The 21120-nt window shown below is 69.7% G+C and carries 18 protein-coding genes; 11 read left to right on the forward strand and 7 right to left on the reverse strand.

Features of this window, described 5'->3' with window-relative positions:
• Positions 1-16: 16 nt before the first annotated feature.
• The 3 genes from OHS59_RS30760 to OHS59_RS30770 form a co-directional block, all read right to left on the reverse strand.
• Complete coding sequence (locus tag OHS59_RS30760; protein ID WP_328499422.1) at positions 17-907, reverse strand: DUF4429 domain-containing protein; 891 nt, start codon at positions 905-907, stop codon at positions 17-19.
• 58 nt (positions 908-965) lie between these two features.
• Positions 966-2189 (reverse strand): alpha/beta hydrolase, encoded by a 1224-nt coding sequence (locus OHS59_RS30765; RefSeq protein ID WP_328496600.1) that lies wholly within the window; start codon positions 2187-2189, stop codon positions 966-968.
• Positions 2190-2361: 172 nt separating this feature from the next.
• Positions 2362-3030: a TetR family transcriptional regulator gene (locus OHS59_RS30770; RefSeq protein ID WP_328496601.1), complete on the reverse strand. Its 669-nt coding sequence runs from the start codon at positions 3028-3030 to the stop codon at positions 2362-2364.
• Between the two features lie 134 nt (positions 3031-3164).
• On the opposite strand from OHS59_RS30770, the gene OHS59_RS30775 reads away from it, so the two are divergent.
• Both OHS59_RS30775 and OHS59_RS30780 read left to right on the forward strand, forming a co-directional pair.
• Positions 3165-4784, forward strand: a complete 1620-nt coding sequence (locus OHS59_RS30775) for an MFS transporter (RefSeq protein ID WP_328496602.1) — start codon at positions 3165-3167, stop codon at positions 4782-4784.
• A gap of 303 nt (positions 4785-5087) precedes the next feature.
• Positions 5088-5396, forward strand: a complete 309-nt coding sequence (locus OHS59_RS30780; RefSeq protein ID WP_328496603.1) for a small hydrophobic protein — start codon at positions 5088-5090, stop codon at positions 5394-5396.
• A 595-nt stretch (positions 5397-5991) separates the two neighbouring features.
• On the opposite strand, the gene aceE is transcribed toward OHS59_RS30780, so the two are convergent.
• Positions 5992-8739, reverse strand: coding sequence for a pyruvate dehydrogenase (acetyl-transferring), homodimeric type (gene aceE / locus OHS59_RS30785; protein WP_328496604.1), 2748 nt, complete (start codon positions 8737-8739; stop codon positions 5992-5994).
• Between the two features lie 507 nt (positions 8740-9246).
• Between aceE and OHS59_RS30790 the strand changes: the two genes are divergently transcribed.
• From OHS59_RS30790 to OHS59_RS30815, 6 genes are all read left to right on the forward strand, one after another.
• Entirely contained in the window at positions 9247-9684 is a 438-nt protein-coding gene (locus OHS59_RS30790; RefSeq protein ID WP_055519877.1) for a DUF3052 domain-containing protein, read from the forward strand.
• A gap of 244 nt (positions 9685-9928) precedes the next feature.
• Entirely contained in the window at positions 9929-10396 is a 468-nt protein-coding gene (locus OHS59_RS30795; protein ID WP_328496605.1) for a peroxiredoxin, read from the forward strand.
• 176 nt (positions 10397-10572) lie between these two features.
• Positions 10573-11148 (forward strand): TerD family protein, encoded by a 576-nt coding sequence (locus tag OHS59_RS30800; protein ID WP_055617911.1) that lies wholly within the window; start codon positions 10573-10575, stop codon positions 11146-11148.
• A gap of 196 nt (positions 11149-11344) precedes the next feature.
• Positions 11345-11920 (forward strand): TerD family protein, encoded by a 576-nt coding sequence (locus OHS59_RS30805; protein ID WP_328496606.1) that lies wholly within the window; start codon positions 11345-11347, stop codon positions 11918-11920.
• Between the two features lie 291 nt (positions 11921-12211).
• Positions 12212-13357: a DUF475 domain-containing protein gene (locus OHS59_RS30810; RefSeq protein ID WP_328496607.1), complete on the forward strand. Its 1146-nt coding sequence runs from the start codon at positions 12212-12214 to the stop codon at positions 13355-13357.
• Between the two features lie 124 nt (positions 13358-13481).
• Positions 13482-14219 (forward strand): TerD family protein, encoded by a 738-nt coding sequence (locus OHS59_RS30815; RefSeq protein ID WP_328496608.1) that lies wholly within the window; start codon positions 13482-13484, stop codon positions 14217-14219.
• 67 nt (positions 14220-14286) lie between these two features.
• On the opposite strand, the gene OHS59_RS30820 is transcribed toward OHS59_RS30815, so the two are convergent.
• Positions 14287-15204, reverse strand: a complete 918-nt coding sequence (locus OHS59_RS30820) for a TerD family protein (RefSeq protein ID WP_328496609.1) — start codon at positions 15202-15204, stop codon at positions 14287-14289.
• A gap of 201 nt (positions 15205-15405) precedes the next feature.
• On the opposite strand from OHS59_RS30820, the gene OHS59_RS30825 reads away from it, so the two are divergent.
• The 3 genes from OHS59_RS30825 to OHS59_RS30835 are packed head-to-tail and all read left to right on the forward strand — an operon-like array spanning position 15406 to position 20035.
• Positions 15406-16569 (forward strand): HpcH/HpaI aldolase/citrate lyase family protein, encoded by a 1164-nt coding sequence (locus OHS59_RS30825; RefSeq protein WP_328496610.1) that lies wholly within the window; start codon positions 15406-15408, stop codon positions 16567-16569.
• A 32-nt stretch (positions 16570-16601) separates the two neighbouring features.
• Positions 16602-19217, forward strand: coding sequence for a phosphoribosyltransferase (locus tag OHS59_RS30830; RefSeq protein WP_328496611.1), 2616 nt, complete (start codon positions 16602-16604; stop codon positions 19215-19217).
• A complete protein-coding gene (locus tag OHS59_RS30835) occupies positions 19217-20035 on the forward strand; it encodes an HAD family hydrolase (protein ID WP_328496612.1) in 819 nt (272 codons plus the stop codon). The genes OHS59_RS30830 and OHS59_RS30835 overlap by 1 nt, the downstream gene beginning before the upstream one ends.
• On the opposite strand, the gene OHS59_RS30840 is transcribed toward OHS59_RS30835, so the two are convergent.
• On the reverse strand, positions 20019-20708 hold the full coding sequence (locus tag OHS59_RS30840) for a DedA family protein (protein WP_328496613.1): 690 nt from the start codon (positions 20706-20708) through the stop codon (positions 20019-20021). The genes OHS59_RS30835 and OHS59_RS30840 overlap by 17 nt on opposite strands.
• Positions 20709-20888: 180 nt before the next feature.
• A complete protein-coding gene (locus OHS59_RS30845; RefSeq protein WP_328496614.1) occupies positions 20889-21119 on the reverse strand; it encodes an FmdB family zinc ribbon protein in 231 nt (76 codons plus the stop codon).
• Position 21120 lies beyond the last annotated feature (1 nt).

Genomic DNA, 21120 nt, shown 5'->3' on the forward strand with positions numbered 1-21120 from the left:
CCCACAGCCGTGGAACTCACAGCTCGGCGAGCAGCTCCGCCTTCTTGACGGAGAACTCGTCGTCCGTGACGAGCCCGGCCTCGTGCAACTCCCCGAGGTGCCGGATCCGCTCGGCGATATCGGCCGGATCCCGCCGGGCCCGCGGCGCCGCCGCCACGGCGACGGCCCCGTCGGCGACCGGAGCCGCCGGCCCCCCGGACCGCACAGCCGCCAGCACGGCCGCGGCGAACGGCAGAGACTCGTGCACCGGCCCGTACCCCAGCCCGAAGACCACCGCGGCCGGATCCTGATCCGCCTGGGCCGGCTGCGCGACCCCCGTCTCACGCCGCAGCAGCCGCAGATGCCCCTCGAAGACCTCGGGCGAACGCCACTCCACCCCGCACAGGTCGGACACGGCGAACGACTGGTCGCCGGCCTTCCACTTCGTCGACGAGGCGCCCGTCCAGAACCACCGGAAGGCCACGGACTTCCCGTCGAAGGAAGCCTTCCCGTCGTACGCCTTGAACTGGAGCGGCGTCTCGGGCGCCTGCACCAGATAGCGCTCGGCCGGCCCCGTGTCCTCGGGCGAGAGCATCGCGCGCAGCTCGTCCGCGTAGTACTCGGCGAGCGTCTCGCGCTCGGCAGGCAGCACCAGGCGATAGGGGTCGCACACGTCCTTCAGCTGTCCCGCGGCCGCCTCCATCAACGGATCCGCGCCCGCTCTCGGCTCGGCGCGCAGGACGACCGTCCCGCGCTTGCCGGGCGTCAGCGTCACCGCCGCGATCGCGTCGAGCGGGATGCGGCGCTCACCGAGCGCCTGGAACAGCTTCGGCGTGCGAATCCCCCGTTCGAAGCGGATGAGCACGGAGTCGGACTCGAACTCCCAGGCGGCATGAAATCCGGCCAGTACGTCACCCATGCGGGCCATCGTATGCGGCATGCGCTTCCTCGTCCCCTCCCTGAGCGGACCGCAGTTTCTGCGTTCTCTACGCGCGTCCGGCTTCAGCCGCGCCGGACAAACCCTTCCGGCACACGTCATCCTCGTGTGCGCAGCGAACCGCGCGGTACGCGCCAATACCGATCTCGGCGAAGTTCCGCAGGCTGTCGGTGCCCGGTTCGAAATACCCGGTGTGTCCCTTGGCCCCGCGCGCGGACAGCACGCGTGCGCCGAAGTCCGAGGACATCGGATCGGCGCCGTGTCCGAGCCCGCCGACCTCAAGGTGCGGTACGTCCTGAATCCAGTCGTCGGAGTCCCGTACGGCCCACACCCGGGCCGCGGTGCGCAGTTGCGCAGCCCGCTCGACCCGCATGCCGGGGCTGCCCGCGACCGCTATGTCGGAGACCCGCGGCGGCAGTGACCGGGCGGCCACACCGCAGACGACGGATCCGTAGCTGTGGCAGTAGAGCGCGACGCGCGAGCGGCCGGGCAGTGCCCGTACGAGGGCGGCGAGCCGGACCGCGCCCTCCTCGGCGCGGGTCCCGGTGGCCGCGTCCATGCCGAGCCCGTTCGGCGTCGTGTAGTCGGCCCACGCGATCACGGCCGTACGCGTCTCGGGGCTCGCGTCCCGCTCGGCGCGGTACAGGGCCTTGGCCATGCCGACCGGCGCCGTGTACTTGCGCTCGGTGCGCTGGAAGGTCAGCAGGTCGGTGTCGACGCCGGGCACCACGACCGAGACCCGCTCGGCCCCGCCGAGGTTCCCGAAGACCTCCGCGACCCGGCCCGAACCCATCGGGTCGAAGGCGAGGATGCGGCGCTTGTCGGCCATCAGCGCCTCGTAGCGGTGCATCCGGCGGCCCGCGTCGCGCTTGCCGACCGCGGAGAGCCGGTTGTCCCGCATGCGTTCGAGCTCGACCTTGCGTGCCTGGCCGAGGGCGATCCGGTTGGCGCGGTAGCGGAGATCCACCGGCGCCCCGTTCATGTTGCCGACCGCGAGCGGATAGCGGGCGGCGAGCCGGGTCCGCTGGTGCGCGTCGAGCGAGGCGAAGAACTGGGTCAGCCGGGTGGGCGTCGTCCTGTCCGGGTCCGGCAGCCGGTGCCCGCCCATGTGGCCGCGTTCCCAGGCGGAGAGGGAGGCCGCGAGCGGTGTGGCCGCCGCTCTGTGGCTGCGCACCGCGGTCCAGCCGGTGGTTCCGAGCATCACGAACACCACGGCCAGCGCGAGCAACATGCGCCAGACGTTGAGTTGGGGGGTGGAGTCGAAGGAAGTCACTGAAAGGACACACTAGGAGAACGAGAGGGTCTCGCGTTAACCGAGTGAGGCGGATCACGTTTCCGTTGGGGTAATTGGGGCAAAGTGGGCCCGCCTTCGAGCGGGCCATCACGCTGTGTACGCACATGGGATGATCCGCACCCTTTGATCGTAACCCTCTGTCGGTGGGGGGTTACTCGCCGTCCTCGTGGTCGGGCTCGTCGCGCGGCCGCCAGTTCTCGGCCGACGCGGGCCCCATCTGGTCGAGATACGAGGCGGTCAGCCCGCGCATGGCGGCCACGCTGAAATCCTCGCCCGCGCCCCACCGGCGGGCCGCCAGCCGCATCACCCCGCCGAACAGGGCCACCGCCACCCGCGGACGCGGGTCGGCGTCCACGTCGACGCCCTCGCGCTCGGCGATCGTCCGGGCGAGCCGCTCCTCCAGCCCTTCGTGGCGGCGCAGGTGGATGGCGAGCAGCGCGGGTGTCGACTCGATCAACTGGTACGTGCGCATGTGCAGTTCGATCGGGACGACGGCCTCGATGGCCTCCCCGATGGTGTCCCAGCTCGCCATGACGGCCCGGCGCAGCGCGTCCAAGGGCGGTTCGTGGGGCGGGCGTTGGCGCACCGCCGCCAGGAAGTGCGACTCCGTCATCTCCTGGACGGCGAAGGCGGCCTCCTCCTTGCCGGCGAAGTACCGGAAGAAGGTGCGCTGGGAGACGTCGACGGCCTCGGCGATCTCGTCGACGGTCGTCCGCTCGTACCCGTTGGCCGTGAACAGCTCCAGGGCGGCCCGCACCAGCGCGTCCCGGGTGCGCTGCTTCTTGCGCTCGCGCAGCCCCGGTCGTGGCGCCGTGTCCATGTGTCCTCTTTCCCGTCCACCGGTGGGCATCCAGGTGTCCACCGGGCGGCGCGTCCGCTCGGCAGGTGACCTGTCAGTTACCGAATTGTGAATTGGTTTGTCAATTGTCAGCGGCTGTCACTAATCTCGATCGCATGACTAGTCAGACCACCGTCGACAAGACGGGCCCGGCCGACGAGGCCCCGACTGCCGCCTCCGGCCCGGCACCGGCCGAGGGGCTCCGCGGTCACCCGTGGTTCACCCTCATCACCGTGGCCGTCGGCGTCATGATGGTGGCCCTCGACGGCACCATCGTGGCCATCGCGAACCCGGCCATCCAGAAGGATCTGGGCGCCACCTTCGCAGACGTCCAGTGGATCACGAACGGCTACTTCCTCGCGCTCGCCGTCACCCTGATCACGGCCGGCAAGCTCGGCGACCGGTTCGGCCACCGTCAGACCTTCCTCATAGGCGTGGTCGGCTTCGCGGCGGCCTCCGGGGCCATCGGGCTCTCCGACAGCATCGCCTTCGTGGTGACCTTCCGGGTGCTCCAGGGCCTGTTCGGCGCGCTGCTGATGCCGGCCGCGCTCGGCCTGCTGCGGGCCACCTTCCCGGCCGAGAAGCTGAACATGGCGATCGGCATCTGGGGCATGGTCATCGGCGCCTCCACCGCGGGCGGCCCGATTCTCGGCGGAGTGCTCGTCGAGCACGTCAGCTGGCAGTCCGTCTTCTTCATCAACGTGCCGGTCGGCATCCTCGCGGTCGTCCTCGGCGCGGTGATCCTGACCGACCACCGGGCCAAGAACGCGCCGCGCTCCTTCGACCTGCTCGGCATCGGCCTGCTGTCCAGCGCCATGTTCTGTCTCGTCTGGGCGCTCATCAAGGCTCCGGCGTGGGGCTGGGGGGACGCGCTGACCTGGACGTTCCTCGGCGTCTCGGTGGTCGGCTTCGCGCTGTTCGCGTTCTGGGAGAACCGGGTGCGCGAGCCGCTCATCCCGCTCGCCCTCTTCCGCTCCGTGCCGCTGTCGGCCGGTGTGGTCCTGATGGTGCTCATGGCGATCGCCTTCATGGGCGGCCTGTTCTTCGTCACCTTCTACCTGCAGAACGTGCACGGGATGAGCCCGGTCGACGCGGGTCTGCATCTGCTGCCGCTCACCGGCATGATGATCGTCGGCTCGCCGCTGGCCGGCGCGCTGATCGGCAAGACGGGACCGCGGGTCCCGCTCGCGGGCGGTATGGCGTTCACGGCCGTCGCCATGTTCGGCATCTCGACCCTGGAGACGGACACCGGCAGCGGGCTCATGTCGATCTGGTTCGGGCTGCTCGGCCTCGGCCTCGCGCCCGTGATGGTCGGCGCCACCGAGGTCATCGTGGGCAACGCGCCGATGGAGCTGTCCGGTGTCGCGGGAGGCCTGCAGCAGGCCGCCATGCAGATCGGCGGCAGCCTCGGCACGGCGGTCCTGGGCGCCGTGATGGCCTCCAAGGTCGACAACGACCTCGCGGGCAACTGGGCCGACGCGGGGCTCCCGAAGCTCTCCCCGGCCGAACTCGACCAGGCCGCGGAAGCGGTGCAGGTCGGTGCGCCGCCGGTGGCGCCCGGCACGCCGCCGGAGATCGCCGCGAAGATCACTGAGGTCGCGCACGACACCTTCATCTCCGGTATGAGCCTGGCGAGCCTCGTGGCGGCGGGCGTCGCCGTCGTGGCCGTCTTCGTCGCCTTCCTCACCAAGAGGGGCGCCAACGCGGACGCGGGCGCGGGAGTCGGCCACATCTAGGACCGCGACCCTGCCTTCCGGCATCTCCTATACAGCCCCGCCGAGTTGTTCGGCGGGGCTTTCGCCTATCCGGGTGACACCTTTCCGTATGACTTTCATATCGCCCGGGTCGCAGGTCAAAGTTGTCTCAACTGATCCGTACGGAACGGGCAGTTCGGTGAGGACGCGGCGTGCTGCCGGAGGGGGGCAGCACGCCGCGCAACCGCCGAAAAGACCTACGCGTCTGAATTGACATGACCGGGGTACCCGACTTCCGAGCCCGAACCGACCGGCATTCGGTCGGCTCAGAGGTCCAGGGAGTTGATGATGGCGGGCTACAGCCACACCTCGCGCAAACACCCTCGCTCGCGTCGCCGTACGGGGTCACGGAGCGGGCCGGACAGCGCGACGCTCGGAATCATCGGAGCCATCTGTGCGGTCGCCGGATTCTTCGTGCTGGGGATCATCCTCGGCCCGGTGGCGATCGTGTGCGGCTGGCTGGCCATGGGGCGCCGCTGGAGCGGCACCCGTCAGGTACCGGCGCTGATCGCGGTAGTACTGGGAGCGATCGACACCGTCCTGGCCATCGTGTGGATGGCCGGAACGGCATCCCCCGGCGGCATGATGTTCTGACCGATCCGAGATCTGACGATGTCCCCCGCGGCTCCCTCCGGGAGAGGCGGGGGACATTTTTGTCCCCGCCGCCCGCCGCGCCCCTGAAAGCACCGGGGTGCGGCTTGTCGTCGAGTGCGGGTGAGCGGGGGCTGGTCGCGCAGTTCCCCGCGCCCTTTGGGGGGCGCCGGGACTGAGCGACACGATTCCCCCAGCCAGCACCGAAAGCAGGGGCGCAGCCCCGCTGCCAGGGGCGCGGGGAACGGCGCGCTCAGCCTTCACGCACCCGCACTCGACGCCGGCCCGCGCCCTGGTGCATTCAGGGGCGCGGGGAACGGCGCGCTCAGCCTTCACGGACCCGCACGTGACGCCGGCCCGCGCCCTGGTGCATTTAGGGGCGCGGGGAACGGCGCGCTCAGCCTTCACGGACCCGCACGTGACGCCGGCCCGCGCCCCGGTGCATTTAGGGGCGCGGGGAACTGCGCGCTCAGCCCTCACTCACCCGCACATGACGCCGGCCCGCGCCCCGGTGCTTTCAGGGGCGCGGGGAACTGCGCGGCCAGCACCCAGGCACCCGCACCGGACAGCGACGCCCAGGTCAGGCCAAGGCCAAGGCCTAGGCGTCGCCCCCCGCGACGCCGGGATCCGCCGAGGCCACATCGAGCAGCTGATACCGATCGATCGCCTGCTTCAGCAGCGAACGGTCGACCTTCCCCTCACGCGCGAGCTCCGTCAGCACCCCCACCACGATCGACTCCGCGTCGATGTGGAAGAACCGCCGAGCAGCCCCCCGCGTATCGGCGAACCCGAACCCGTCGGCCCCCAGGGACTGGTAAGTCCCCGGCACCCACCGCGAGATCTGGTCCGGAACCGACCGCATCCAGTCGGAGACGGCCACGAACGGCCCCTCGGCCCCCGACAGTTTGCGCGTCACATAAGGAACACGCTGCTCCTCCTCGGGGTGGAGCAGATTGTGCCGCTCCACCTCCACGGCCTCGCGCCGCAGCTCGTTCCAGGAGGTCGCCGACCACACGTCGGCCCGTACGTCCCAGTCCTCGGCGAGCAGCCGCTGCGCCTCGACGGCCCACGGCACCGCGACACCGGACGCCATGATCTGCGCCGGGATCGAACCCGAAGTCCCGGGCGCGAAGCGGTGGATGCCCTTGAGAATGCCCTCGACGTCGACGTCCGCCGGCTCGGCCGGGTGCTGGATCGGCTCGTTGTAGACGGTGAGGTAGTAGAAGACGTCCTCGCCGTGCGGGTGCTCGTCGGACGAGCCGTACATCCGCCGCAGCCCGTCCTTCACGATGTGCGCGATCTCGAACCCGTAGGCCGGGTCGTACGCCACACAGCCGGGGTTGGTCGAGGCGAGCAACTGCGAGTGCCCGTCCGCGTGCTGCAGACCCTCACCGGTCAGGGTCGTGCGTCCCGCGGTCGCACCCAGTACGAACCCGCGCGCCAACTGGTCGGCCATCTGCCAGAACTGGTCACCGGTGCGCTGGAAACCGAACATCGAGTAGAAGACGTACACCGGGATGAGCGGCTCGCCGTGCGTCGCGTAGGCCGAGCCGGCCGCGATCAGGGAGGCCGTACAGCCCGCCTCGGAGATGCCGTCGTGCAGCATCTGCCCGGTCGGCGACTCCTTGTACGCGAGCAGCAGGTCCCGGTCCACGGCCTCGTACTGCTGCCCGAGCGGGTTGTAGATCTTCGCGCTCGGGAAGAACGAGTCCATGCCGAACGTGCGGTACTCGTCGGGCGCGATCAGCACGAACCGCCTGCCGATCTCCTTGTCCCGCATGAGGTCCTTGAGCAGCCGTACGAACGCCATGGTCGTGGCGATCGACTGCTGACCCGAGCCCTTCTTCACACTCGCGTACGTCTTGTCCTCGGGCAGTACGAGCGGCTTCGACCGCACGACCCGCGTCGGGACGTATCCGCCGTTCCCCTTGCGGCGGTCGTGCATGTACTGGATCTCCTCCGAGTCCCGGCCCGGGTGGTAGTACGGCGGCGCGCCGGACTCCAGCTCCTTGTCGGAGATCGGCAGGTGCAGCCGGTCGCGGAAGCCCTTGAGGTCGGCGACCGTCAGCTTCTTCATCTGGTGCGTGGCGTTGCGGCCCTCGAAGTTCGGGCCGAGCGTCCAGCCCTTGACCGTCTGCGCGAGGATCACGGTCGGCTGGCCGGTGTGCGCCTTGGCCGCCGCGTACGCCGCGTAGACCTTCTTGTGGTCGTGGCCGCCGCGGCCCAGGTGCAGGATCTGGTCGTCGGTCATGTTCTCGACCATCGCCCGCAGCCGGTGGTCGTGACCGAAGAAGTGCTCGCGGATGTACGAGCCCGTCTCGGTGGCGTACGTCTGGAACTGGCCGTCGGGCGTGGTGTTCAGCTGGTTGACGAGCACGCCGTCGCGGTCCTGCGCGAGCAGCGGGTCCCAACTGCGGTCCCAGACCAGCTTGATGACGTTCCAGCCGGCACCGCGGAACTGCGACTCCAGCTCCTGGATGATCTTTCCGTTGCCGCGGACGGGCCCGTCGAGACGCTGGAGGTTGCAGTTGACTACGAAGGTGAGGTTGTCCAGGCCCTCGCGCGCGGCGATGGACAGCTGTCCGAGCGACTCCGGCTCGTCCATCTCGCCGTCGCCGAGAAACGCCCAGACGTGGGATTTGGAGGTGTCCGCGATGTCGCGCGCCTGCATGTAGCGGTTCATCCGCGCCTGGAAGATCGCGCCGAGCGGACCCAGGCCCATGGAGACGGTCGGGAACTCCCAGAAGTCCGGCATCGACCGCGGGTGCGGGTACGACGACAGCGCGTACGGGGCCTTCGACTTCTCCTGCCGGAAGGCGTCCAGCTGCCGCTCGTCGAGGCGGTCCAGCAGGAACGCGCGGGCGTAGATGCCGGGGGAGGCGTGCCCCTGGAAGAAGATCTGGTCGCCGCCGTCACCCCCGTCCTTGCCGCGGAAGAAGTGGTTGAAGCCCACGTCGTAGAGCGACGCGGAGGACGCGAAGGTGGCGATGTGGCCGCCGACGCCGATCCCGGGGCGCTGGGCCCTGGACACCATCACGGCCGCGTTCCAGCGGGTCGCGTTGAGGATCTTGCGTTCGATCTCCTCGTTGCCGGGGAAGAACGGCTCGTCCTTGGTGGCGATGGTGTTGACGTAGTCGGTGCTGCGCATCTCGGGCACGGCCACACGCTTCTCGCGTGCGCGTTCGATCAGCCTCAGCATGAGATAGCGGGCCCGTTCCCGGCCGCGCTGGTCGACAGCGGCGTCGAGGGAGTCGAGCCACTCCTGGGTCTCTTCGGGATCGAAGTCAGGGACCTGACTCGGAAGGCCGCCAATGATGATCGGGTTGCGATCGGGTCCGGAAGCCACGCTGTTCCTTCGCTCTCAGGGGGCCGCTTCTTCTCGGTTCTTCTCAGTTTTTTCTTTGGTTTTTCTCTGGTTTCCTGGGCGTCTGCGCCGTTCCCCATCGTGTACCTCGGGAGCGGAAACGTCATCTCTACCGAGAGGTAACCGACACGTTCGTCCCGCTCTCCCGAGGGCGGGTCCGGCAAATCGCAACGATACGCCCGACCCGTGACGCGTACCGCAAAGGCATTCGAGTCTCGTACCCTCGTAGGGTTCCGAAATTCACAAACCGGGCAGATTCCTGTGGTGTGCGTCACGAGCGGCTGTGATTCCCTGACTGGAGTTGCGGCGACACGGCCTGGATCGTCACCGTTTCGGCGGTCTTGACGGCCGGGTACTTGCGCGATCCGCCCCGCCCGTGTGGACTACGGCCAATGCTGCGCGCACGCGCGTGGCTTGAACTTCCCCAGGATCTCGGCTTCGTCCGAGCCGGGGAGGACCCCATTACCGAACATGATCAGGAGGCAACCCGTGAGCGCGACCGCGGACCACGCGGAGGAGCGGACGAGCCTGGCCGCCAGGCTGGGATTCCAGCCCGAGCAGGTGGTCCAGGAGATCGGCTTCGACGACGACGTCGACCAGGAGCTCCGCTCGGCCATTGAAGAAGTAATCGGCAGCGAGCTCATGGACGAGGAGTACGACGACGTCGCCGACGCCGTTGTGCTCTGGTTCCGAGACGACGACGGCGACCTGACGGATGCGCTGGTGGACGCCACCACGTACGTCGAAGAGGGCGGCGCCGTCCTGCTGCTGACGCCCAAGACCGGCCGAGACGGTTATGTGGAGCCCAGCGACATCGCCGAAGCTGTGACGACCGCGGGTCTGTCCCAGACCAAGGGCATCAGCGTGGGGAAGGACTGGAGCGGCACGAAGCTGGCTACGCCCAAGACGGCGGCCAAGAAGCGCTGAGGCGCAGCCGAGGCCAGGAGGCCCCCGTCGACTTCGGTCGGCGGGGGCCTTGTCCGTTCCGGCCCTGACTCCGGCCCGGGGCCGCGGGCACCTGCGGTGGGCCTTGCGGGGGCCCGGTGGGTGGGTGCGGGTCCGCTGTGGCTGGCCGCGCCGTTCCCCGCGCCCCCTTTCGGGGTGGGGGCGGGAGCGCTGCGTAGGGTGGGTGTCACTCGTACGGACCCGTCGACGGAAGGGACGCAGGACCATGGTCAGCGAGACGATCGGGGTCGGCGACAAGGCCCCGGACTTCGAGCTCAAGGACAATCACGGTGCCACCGTGAAGCTCTCCGACTTCCGCGGCGCCAAGAACGTGGTGCTGCTCTTCTACCCCTTCGCCTTCACCGGCGTGTGCACCGGCGAACTCTGCGCGCTGCGCGACAACCTGCCGCGGTTCGCCGACCGTGACACCCAGCTCCTCGCCGTCTCGAACGACTCCATCCACACCCTGCGCGTCTTCGCCGAGCAGGAGGGCCTGGAGTACCCGCTGCTGTCGGACTTCTGGCCGCACGGCGAGGTCTCGCGCGCGTACGGCGTCTTCGCCGAGGACAAGGGCTGCGCGGTGCGCGGCACCTTCGTCATCGACAAGGAGGGCGTCGTCCGCTGGACCGTCGTCAACGCCCTGCCGGACGCACGGGACCTGGACGAGTACGTACGGGCGCTCGACGCCCTGTGACGCCGGTGCCGCGGCCGTCCGCGGCACCGTCCCGCCCCGCCCTGGATGCCGACACTTCGGGATTCTTCGTGCCCCAGGGACTGCGGTGGCGGGGAACCTCTCACTAGGATCGACTCGTTGATCCGATACCAACGCACTACGGGGCTTCCCGCCCCCGGACACCATTGGGAGGACTCGTGGGAGTCAGCCTCAGCAAGGGCGGCAACGTATCGCTTTCCAAGGAGGCGCCGGGCCTGACCGCGGTCATCATCGGTCTGGGGTGGGACATTCGCACCACCACCGGTACCGACTTCGACCTCGACGCCAGCGCGATCCTGACGAACGCGGAGGGCAAGGTCAGCAGTGACGCCAACTTCGTGTTCTTCAACAACCTGAAGAGCCCCGACGGCTCCGTCGAGCACACCGGTGACAACACCACCGGTGAGGGCGAGGGCGACGACGAGCAGATCAAGGTCAACCTCGCCGGTGTCCCGGCGGACATCGAGAAGATCGTCTTCCCGGTATCGATCTACGACGCCGAGAACCGCCAGCAGTCGTTCGGCCAGGTGCGCAACGCGTTCATCCGCGTCGTGAACCAGGCCGGCGAGGCGGAGATCGCCCGGTACGACCTCTCCGAGGACGCCTCGACGGAGACCGCGATGGTCTTCGGCGAGCTGTACCGCCACGGCGCGGAGTGGAAGTTCCGCGCCATCGGCCAGGGGTACGCCTCAGGCCTGCGCGGCATCGCGCAGGACTTCGGCGTCAACGTCTGAGCCCTCGGCCCTGTCGTCACGGCGGGGCCCCGCCCGGGGTCGTCCGCGACTCCGGGCCGCTTCACCACTTCCCGTCCGGCGCTGCACACTCACGGCCCAGCCGTCACCTTCCCGTCCGCCGGGAAGACGACGGCAGGGCCCAGTGCGGCGCCGGACGTGCTGGACAACCAATGGCTTCACCGGAGAGGACCGAAACATGGGCGTCACGCTCGCCAAGGGGGGCAATGTCTCCCTCTCCAAGGCCGCACCGAACCTCACACAGGTGATGATCGGGCTCGGCTGGGACGCGCGCTCCACCACCGGAGCCGACTTCGACCTCGACGCCAGTGCACTGATGTGCAACTCGGGTCGGGTGCTCGGCGACGAGTGGTTCATCTTCTACAACCAGCTGAAGAGCCCGGACGGCTCGGTCGAGCACACCGGGGACAACCTCACGGGTGAGGGCGAGGGCGACGACGAGTCCATCCTCATCGACCTCTCCAAGGTGCCCGCCAACGTCGAGAAGATCGTCTTCCCGGTCTCGATCCACGACGCCGACAACCGCGGCCAGACCTTCGGCCAGGTCAGCAACGCGTTCATCCGGGTCGTGAACCAGGCCGACGGCCAGGAGCTGGCCCGTTACGACCTCTCCGAGGACGCCTCCACGGAGACCGCGATGATTTTCGGTGAGGTCTACCGCTACGGCGGCGAGTGGAAGTTCCGCGCGGTGGGCCAGGGCTACGCGTCCGGGCTGCGGGGCATCGCCCTGGACTTCGGAGTCAACGTTTCGTAAAGCCGGGTACGCGGAAGGCCACCCCTGTGATCAGAGGGTCGGCCGTGGTGTCGCGAAGTGGTGTGAAGTGGCGTCACGAAAAGTGAGACGGCCCAGGTGGCAGAAGGCGCGTCACCTGGGTTCGGACCCTCTGGACCTGCGACTCTTCGAGCGGAAGGGCCCGGCCCTCTCCTCCGGAGGGTCGGCCCTCTAGACTTCGAGGTCAATGTTTCGTAAAGCCGGGTACGGCGGGGGGAAACCCCCTCCGGACTTCGTCCGGGGGTAGCCCCCCAACTCACGATTGGGTAGCCAGTGGTTCTGAAAACCTTCGGCTGGTCGTTCGCGGTCACCGCGCTCGGCCTGGTCGCAGCGGTTTTGATCGGCGGATGGACCGCGTTCGGGATCGTGCTGATCCTGTCCATCCTCGAAATCTCGCTGTCCTTCGACAACGCGGTGGTCAACGCCGGAATCCTGAAGAAGATGAGTGCCTTCTGGCAGAAGATCTTCCTCACCGTCGGCATCCTGATCGCCGTATTCGGAATGCGGCTCGTCTTCCCCGTCGTGATCGTCGCGATCAGTGCCTCGCTCGGCCCCATCGAAGCGGTCGACCTCGCACTGAACGACGCCGACCGATACCAGGAACTGGTCACCGACGCCCACCCGTCGATCGCCGCCTTCGGTGGCATGTTCCTGCTGATGATCTTCCTCGACTTCATCTTCGAGGACCGTGACATCAAGTGGCTCGGCTGGCTGGAGCGCCCCCTCGCCAAGCTCGGCAAGGTCGACATGCTGTCGGCCTGCATCGCCCTGATCATCCTGCTGGTCACCGCGCTGTTCCTGGCCCCGCAGGCCCACCTGCACGCGGGATCCGCCGACAAGGCGGAGACGGTCCTGCTCGCGGGCGTCGCCGGCCTCATCACGTACCTGGTCGTCGGCGGGCTCTCCGGATTCTTCGAGAACCGTCTCGAAGAGGCCGAGGAGCGCGAGCACGAGGCCGAGGAGGAGGCCAAGGCGAAGGGCAAGGAGATCTCCGCGGGAGCCCTCGTCGGCAAGGCCGCCTTCTTCATGTTCCTGTACCTCGAAGTGCTGGACGCGTCCTTCTCCTTCGACGGTGTCATCGGCGCCTTCGCCATCACCAACGACATCGTCCTGATGGCGCTGGGCCTCGGCATCGGCGCCATGTACGTCAGGTCGCTGACCGTCTACCTGGTCCGCCAGGGCACCCTCGACGACTACGTGTACCTGGAGCACGGCGCGCACTACGCCATCGGCGCCCTCGCCATGATCCTCCTGGTGACCATCCGCTTCGAGGTCAACGAGATCATCACCGGTCTCATCGGTGTCGTGCTGATCGCCTGGTCCTTCTGGTCCTCGGTGCGCCGCAACAAGGCGCTGGAGGCCGCGGAGGGAAAAGCTGACCCCTCGGACGACAAGACAGAGGTCTCGTCCGGGGTGTGACACCGGTCAGGTTGAGGAACGCTCTGTGAGGGGCGGTTGCCGAGGAGTCCTCGGCAGCCGCCCCGGCGTATGGGGCCCCGATTTTCCGTCGGGGCGGGGTGAACAGGCGAGCGTGGGGGCGGGAATGAGTTTCTGGGAAGGCCTGTGGCGCGGGCGGTCGACGCAGTTCGACTCGGGCAGTGCGGCGACCAACGCCATCGAACTGACCAAACGGAACCAGACGATCTCACTCACCAAGCAGGGTGCGGCCACCGGCAATCTCCGTATCAACCTCTCGTGGCGGATGCGGACCTCCGACATAGGCGGGGCCCAGCGGGGGAGTCTGCTGCGCCACCCCTTCAAGGCCCTGAAGCCGGAAGTGGTGCAGGCGCACACCCAGTCCATGGTCAACGTCGACCTCGACCTCGGCTGCATGTACGAGCTGACCGACGGCAGCAAGGGAGTCGTCCAGCCGCTCGGGGGCTTCCTGGGGGACCTCAACGGCGCGCCCTACGTGAAGCTCAGCGGTGACGACCGGTTCGGCTCCGGCTCGGGCGAGACGATCTTCGTCAACCTCGACCACCGCGAGAACATCAAGCGGCTGCTGGTCTTCGTCTACATCTACGACCAGACCCCCGCCTTCGACCGTACGCACGCCATCGTGACCCTGTACCCGAGCAACGGGCCCCGGATCGAGATCGGCCTCGACGAGCGGCACTCCCAGGCCAGGTCCTGCGCGGTCGTCATGATCGAGAACGTCAAGAACGAACTCGTGGTCCGCCGCGAGGTGAAGTTCGTGTACGGCTTCCAGGCGGAGCTGGACCGCCTCTACGGCTGGGGCCTCCAGTGGGGCCGAGGCTACAAGGCCAAGGCCGACCGTTAGCGGCCCCGTCAGGGGCACGGGCGGAGCCGCACATCGACCCGGCCCCGCGCCCCTTACGGGGCCAGGCCTAGCGGCCGATGAACTGCGGCCCCTGCGGCGGCAGCCGGAAGTCGGGGTCCTGGGCGGGCCCCACCGGCTGCGGGTAGCCGTAGCCGGACTGGGCGGTCGCCGCGGCAGGCTGGGGCGGCGGATACCCATAGGCCGGCGCGCTGGTCGGCTGCGGATACCCGTAGGCGGGCTGCGTGGCAGGCGGCTGCTGCCGAGTGGGATCAGGACCGGCCGCGGCCGGGGGATATCCGTACGCGGGCTGCACCGGCTGCTGAGGCACCTGCGTGGTGGGCTGCTCGGGCGGCAGCGGCTGAGAACCGGCCTGCCCGGCGGACGCCGGGCCGTCCTCGGACTCGGAGGTCCCGGAGGCCCCGGCGGCCTCGGACTCGTCCACCGAGATGCCGAAGTCGGCAGCGAGCCCCTGCAGACCGTTCGAATAGCCCTCACCGAGCGCCCGGAACTTCCAGCCCTCGCCACGCCGGTACAGTTCACCGCAGATCAGCGCGGTTTCCTCGCCGGTCTCCGGCTTGATGTCGAAGTACGCCAGCGGCTCGGCGTCCCCGATCGTGGCGTCGAACACCAGAATCCGCAGCGCGCGCACCCGGTCGAAGGTGACGTCGTCGGCGGAAGCGACAAGGAGAATCCGTCCCACACCGTTGTCGACGCCGGCCAGATCCGACTGGATCGTGTCGGTGAGCCCCTCGGCGAGACCGTCGTTCACGCGCTTCTTGCCGAGTCGCCAGACCTTGCCCGAAGGATGCCGGGGCTGGTTGTAGAAAACGAAGTCCTCGTCGGAGCGCACCCGACCGTCGGGGCCGAGGAGAAGTGCGGAGGCATCCACGTCCGGGACACCCCGTCCCGGCGTCCAGCGCAGCACGGCGCGCACCGCCGTGGCGTCCAGCGGGACGTTCGACCCCTTCAGCATGGCGTGCGTCATGCGGTCATCCTGCCTTCTCGGCCGTGGTCGGGACAACGCGGGGGTGTGCTCCCGTTCGGCTTGCCGCGCGGATGGGCGGGCACAATGGTGTTTGTCGGCGTTACCTGAATTTCATGCCCGATGGGAATCCCGGACACGGATCTCTACGTACTATTACCGGCCACATATCGTCAGGCCATCTAGCCGCCCCGGGGGAGACTCATGCGTCATTTCGGGCATATTGCCCCTCAGGTGCGGGAGCGCCTCTTCTTCCAGGAGCCGTGCGTCTTCACCGCGGACTCCTCGCCCCGAGTGCTGGCCGCGGCACTCGGAGCGACCCTCTACTCGCCCGCGACCAGGCAGAAGCTGGCCGACGACATCGTCAAGCAGGTCGGCCGCGGTGTCGTCTCGATGGTGGTGTGCCTGGAGGACTCGATCGGCGACGCGGACGTCGCGGACGCCGAGGAGAACCTCGTCAGACAGTTCCGTGACCTGGCCGACCGCCCCGAGGCTGAGCTGCCCCTGCTCTTCATCCGGGTCAGGACCGCCGAGCAGATCCCCGACCTCGTCCGGCGGCTCGGCGCCGCCGTGCGGCTCCTGTCCGGATTCGTACTGCCGAAGTTCACCGAGGAGCGGGGAATCCCGTTCCTGGAGGCGCTCACCGAGGCCGAGGGCGCGAGCGAACGGCGGCTCTTCGCCATGCCCGTCCTCGAATCGCCCGATCTGCTGTACCGCGAGTCCAGGGCGGAGACCCTCGCCGGGATCTTCCGGTCCGTCGACAAGTACCGCGACCGCGTACTCGCCCTGCGGCTCGGCGTCACCGACTTCTGCTCGGCCTACGGGCTGCGCAGGGCGCCCGACATGACCGCGTACGACGTGCAGATAGTGGCCTCCGTGATAGCGGACGTGGTGAACGTCCTCGGGCGGGCCGACGGCACCGGATTCACGGTGACCGGGCCCGTGTGGGAGTACTTCCGCGTCCAGGAGCGCATGTTCAAGCCGCAGCTGCGCCGCAGCCCCTTCCATCCGGAGGCCGACGCCCTGCGCGCCACCCTGATCGAGCACGACATGGACGGCCTGCTGCGGGAGATCTCCCTCGACCGGGCCAACGGGCTGCAGGGCAAGACCTGCATCCACCCCTCGCACGTACTGCCCGTGCACGCCCTGTCCGTCGTCAGTCACGAGGAGTTCAGCGACGCCCAGGACATCCTGCGGCCCGAGCGGGGCGGCGGAGGGGTGCTGCGGTCCGCGTACACGAACAAGATGAACGAGGTGAAGCCGCACCGCGCCTGGGCGGAACGCACCCTCCAGCGCGCCGAGGTCTTCGGTGTCACCAACGAGGACATCGGCTTCGTGGAGCTGCTCGCCGCCGGAATTCCCGGCTGACACACCATCCTCGGCCGACACGCAAGGAATCCATGAACAAGGCTGTGAACGACGGGTCCGGCGTCTGGTCCGCGACGGGCTTCCGCCCCGGAACCAGGGCGGGAGCCGGGTCCGGGGGCCGGGCCGCCGCGCGCGGACCCGTCGACGGGCCCGGTGAGGGATCCGTCGGCGAGGTCTGGTCCGGGAGCTGGGTCGCCGGGCGCCTCGGCGTCGAGCTCCTCGGGGACGAAGGGCTCGGGGAGCTGCTGGGGCTCGCCCTCCGGCGCAACCCCAAGCGGGCGCATCTGCTCGTGTCGAACGTGCTGGGCAAGCACGTACCGCAGTCACCCGCCGTCGTGTACGGGTACGGATTCGCGCTCGGGCTGCGCGTACGCGACCTGCTCGGCGAGGACGAGGCCGCCCGGGCCGTCGTCCTCGGCTACGCGGAGACGGCCACCGGGCTCGGCCACTCGGTCGCGGACGGCGTGGGCCTCGCCCCCTGCCTCCACTCGACCCGGCGCCCCGTCGAGGGCGTCGCGACGGCGGGCGGCTTCGAGGAGTCGCACTCGCACGCCACCTCGCACCTGCTGCTCCCGGAGAACCCGGACCTGCTGGCCGGCGACGGCCCGCTCGTCCTCGTCGACGACGAGTTCTCCACCGGCAACACGATCCTCAACACCATCCGTGACCTGCACGAACGCTATCCGCGCGGCCGGTACGTGATAGTCGCCCTGGTCGACATGCGCTCAGCCGCGGACCTCGGCCGCCTGGCGGACTTCGCCCAGGAGATCGACGCGACCGTGGACCTCGTGACGGCCGCCTCCGGCACGGTACGGCTGCCGGACGGCGTACTGGAGAAGGGGCAGGCGCTGGTCGCCGAGCACGAGGCGACGGCCGTGGCCCCCGCGCCCCGCCCGGAGCCCGGCACGATCACCCGCGTCGACCTCGGCTGGCCGCAGGGCCTCGCCGACGGCGGACGGCACGGCTTCACGCCCGGACACCGCGTCCGCCTGGAGGGCGCCCTGCCCGCCATGGCCGCCCGAATAGCCGACGCGCTCCCGCCCGGCGCCCGCCGCGGCCGCGTCCTCGTACTCGGCTTCGAGGAGCTGATGTACGCGCCGCTGCGGCTCGGTGTCGCGCTGGAGAAGCTGACCGACGCCGAGGTGCGCTACTCCACGACCACCCGCTCTCCCGTCCTGGCCGTCGACGACCCCGGCTACGCGATCCGTACCCGGCTCGTCTTCCCCGCCCACGACGGCCCGGCCGACGGGCCCGGCGAGCGGTACGCCTACAACGTCGCGGGCGCCGGCTTCGACGCCGTCGTCGCCGTGGTCGACTCCACCGCCGACACCCCCGAACTGCACGCCCCGGACGGCCTGTTGGCGCGGCTCGCCGCACACGCGGGCAGTGTGCTGCTGGCCGTCGTCCCCTCGTACGTACCCGAACCCGCACGGGATTCCGGTGCGGAGTCCGTACAGGAATCCGCACCGCGATCCGCTGAAAGGCCTTTGATGCTGCCCGAGCCCCTCCGCGGTCCCGACTTCTCCTCGTACGCGGCGGACGAGGTCGGCTGGCTGCTGCAGGACCTCTCGGACACCCGCCTCGAAGCGCCCACCGAGGAGCGCGAGGAGGCCATCCAGAGCGGCGGCGCCCACTACGCGGAGTCGCTCCCGGTGGAGTACCAGCCGAGCCCGCAGTACCAGGAGCTGTTCCGCGACGCGCTCGCCGGTTCGGCCGCCCGGATCGCCACGGCCGTCGGCGCGGTCACCGAGACCGTCCTCGCCGAACGCTCCCCGCGTCCCGTGCTCGTCTCCCTGGCCCGCGCCGGCACCCCCGTCGGCGTCCTGATGCGCCGCTGGGCCCGGCACCGCCACGGCCTCGACCTGCCGCACTACGCCGTCTCCATCGTGCGCGGACGCGGCATCGACGCCAACGCGCTGCGCTACCTCGCCGCCCACCACGACCCGGCCGACGTCGTCTTCGTCGACGGCTGGACCGGCAAGGGCGCCATCACCCGCGAACTCGCCCAGGCCATCGAGGAGTTCGAGGCATCCGACGGCATCACCGGCTTCGACCCGGAGATCGCGGTCCTCGCCGACCCCGGCTCCTGCGTGCGCACGTACGGCACCCGCGAGGACTTCCTCATCCCCTCCGCCTGCCTCAACTCCACGGTCTCCGGGCTCATTTCACGTACGGTGCTCCGTGCCGACCTGGTCGGCGAACACGACTACCACGGGGCGAAGTTCTACCGCGAACTCGCCGGCACGGACGTCTCCGTCGAGTTCCTGGACGCGATCTCCGCCCGCTTCGACGAGATCGGCGACGCGGTGGACGACCGGGTCAAGGAACTGCTCTCCGCCGACCGCGCCCCGACCTGGGAGGGCTGGGCGGCCGTCGAGCGGATCAGCGAGGAGTACGGCATCCACGACGTGAACCTCGTCAAGCCGGGCGTCGGCGAGACGACCCGGGTGCTGCTGCGCCGCGTCCCCTGGAAGATCCTCGCCCGGGCCGGGGCGGGCGCCGACCTCGACCACGTACGCCTGCTCGCCGAACAGCGCGGTGTACCCGTCGAGGAGGTGGCCGAACTCCCGTACACCTGCGTCGGGTTGATCCACCCCAAGTACACGCGCGGCGCGACCGGCGCCGACGGCAAGTCGGTGACGGTCTGATGCCCGGCCCCGCTCCGCGCGCGCTCGTCGCCAGCGACCTCGACCGGACGCTCATCTACTCCGCCAACGCGCTGGCCCTGACCGGCCCCGACGCCGAGGCGCCCCGGCTGCTCTGCGTCGAGGTGTACCAGAGCAAGCCGCTGTCGTACGTGACCGAGACCGCGGCCGGACTGCTCACCGAACTGGGCGAGGCGGCGGACTTCGTCCCGACCACGACCCGTACCCGCGAGCAGTACCACCGCATCCGGCTCCCGGGCCCCGCCTCCAAGTACGCGATCTGCGCCAACGGCGGCCACCTCCTCGTCGACGGCGTCTCCGACCCCGCGTGGCAGGCCCGGGTGGCCGAGCGCCTGGCGAGCGAGTGCGCCCCGCTGGACGAGGTGCGCGCGCACATGGCGGCCACCGCCGACCCGGCGTGGGTGGTCAAGCAGCGGGTCGCCGAGGACCTCTTCGTGTACTTCGTCGTCGAGCGCGACCTGCTCCCCGCGGACTGGGCCAAGGAACTGGCCGTCTGGGCGGAGAACCGCGGCTGGACCGTCTCGGTCCAGGGCCGCAAGGTCTACGCCGTACCGAAGCCCCTCACCAAGAGCGCGGCCATGCGGGAGGTCGCCCGCCGTACGGGGGCGGCCCTCACCCTCGCGGCAGGCGACTCCCTGCTCGACGCCGACCTGCTGCTGGCCGCGGACCGCGGCTGGCGGCCGGGCCACGGCGAGCTGGCCGAGGCGGGATGGACGGCACCGGGGGTCACCGCGCTTGCGGAGCGTGGTGTGGTCGCGGGGGAGCGGATCCTCGGGGAGTTCCTCAGCGCGATCCGGTAGGCGTGTCGGTGGGAGTACGGGGCGTGCGGGTACCGGAGTCCTTCTCCGCACGCCGTCGGCCACCGCGCCCCGGCCGGAACAGGCGCACGCCCACGAGCACCAGCACCGCGAGCGCCGCGCCGGCCAGGACGACCTTCGAGTACGTCGACACGTAGCCGGCGACGTCGGTCCAGTTCTCGCCCAGGAAATAGCCGGCGAGGACGAAGACCGTGTTCCAGATGGCGCTGCCCAGGGTCGTCAGACCGAGGAAGACGGGCAGGGGCATGCGCTCGACGCCCGCCGGCACCGAGATCAGACTGCGGAAGACGGGGATCATCCGCCCGAAGAAGATGGCCTTGGTGCCGTGCCGGGAGAACCAGGCCTCGGTCTTCTCGATGTCGGACACCTTGACCAGCGGCAGCCGCGCCGCGATCGCCACCGTACGGTCGCGGCCGAGCAGCGCCCCCACGCCGTACAGCGCGAGCGCCCCGACGACCGAACCGGCCGTCGTCCAGAGCAGGGCGGCGAACAGGTTCATCTGCCCGGTGCTCGCCGCGAACCCCGCGAGCGGCAGGATCACCTCGCTGGGGATGGGTGGGAACAGGTTCTCCAGGGCGATGGCGATGCCCGCGCCCGGGGCGCCGAGCGTGTCCATCAGGCCGTTGATCCACTGCGGTGCGCTGCTGTCGGTCACGCCCCCGACGCTAGAGACCCGAAGCTGAAGCCAGACTGAAGCCGGGTTCTCGGGCGTCGGGTGGGGGCGTCACCGGGTGCGGTCGCGCACGGTGCGGGCGGCGCAAGGTGCGTGTGCCACCAGGCATGGGTGTCAGCAGGTACGGGAGTCAGCAGGTACGGGTGTCAGCAGGTACGGGTGTCAGCTGCAGCAGCCCCCGCCGCAGCAACCACCGCCACCCCCGCCTCCGCCACCGGCGCGGCGCGCCTCGGCGGGCGCCGAGGCGGAACCGCCGACCGCCACCGTCGACAGCAGCTTCACCGTGTCGTCGTGGCCGGCCGGACAGGCCGCCGGCGCGGACGACTCGGCCATCGGACGGCTCTTCTCGAAGGTGTCGCCGCAGGTCCGGCAGCGGTATTCATAGCGAGGCATG

This window comes from Streptomyces sp. NBC_00414 (assembly GCF_036038375.1).
Lineage (GTDB): Bacteria > Actinomycetota > Actinomycetes > Streptomycetales > Streptomycetaceae > Streptomyces.

Coding starts and splice junctions, on each gene's coding strand:
- OHS59_RS30770 (WP_328496601.1), bottom strand. CDS start 3,030: ATGGACACGGCGCCACGACCGGGGCTGCGCGAGCGCAAGAAGCAGCGC.
- OHS59_RS30760 (WP_328499422.1), bottom strand. CDS start 907: ATGGCCCGCATGGGTGACGTACTGGCCGGATTTCATGCCGCCTGGGAG.
- OHS59_RS30830 (WP_328496611.1), top strand. CDS start 16,602: ATGAACAAGGCTGTGAACGACGGGTCCGGCGTCTGGTCCGCGACGGGC.
- OHS59_RS30815 (WP_328496608.1), top strand. CDS start 13,482: ATGAGTTTCTGGGAAGGCCTGTGGCGCGGGCGGTCGACGCAGTTCGAC.
- OHS59_RS30805 (WP_328496606.1), top strand. CDS start 11,345: ATGGGCGTCACGCTCGCCAAGGGGGGCAATGTCTCCCTCTCCAAGGCC.
- OHS59_RS30775 (WP_328496602.1), top strand. CDS start 3,165: ATGACTAGTCAGACCACCGTCGACAAGACGGGCCCGGCCGACGAGGCC.
- OHS59_RS30835 (WP_328496612.1), top strand. CDS start 19,217: ATGCCCGGCCCCGCTCCGCGCGCGCTCGTCGCCAGCGACCTCGACCGG.
- OHS59_RS30795 (WP_328496605.1), top strand. CDS start 9,929: ATGGTCAGCGAGACGATCGGGGTCGGCGACAAGGCCCCGGACTTCGAG.
- OHS59_RS30845 (WP_328496614.1), bottom strand. CDS start 21,119: ATGCCTCGCTATGAATACCGCTGCCGGACCTGCGGCGACACCTTCGAG.
- OHS59_RS30780 (WP_328496603.1), top strand. CDS start 5,088: ATGATGGCGGGCTACAGCCACACCTCGCGCAAACACCCTCGCTCGCGT.
- OHS59_RS30825 (WP_328496610.1), top strand. CDS start 15,406: ATGCGTCATTTCGGGCATATTGCCCCTCAGGTGCGGGAGCGCCTCTTC.
- OHS59_RS30820 (WP_328496609.1), bottom strand. CDS start 15,204: ATGACGCACGCCATGCTGAAGGGGTCGAACGTCCCGCTGGACGCCACG.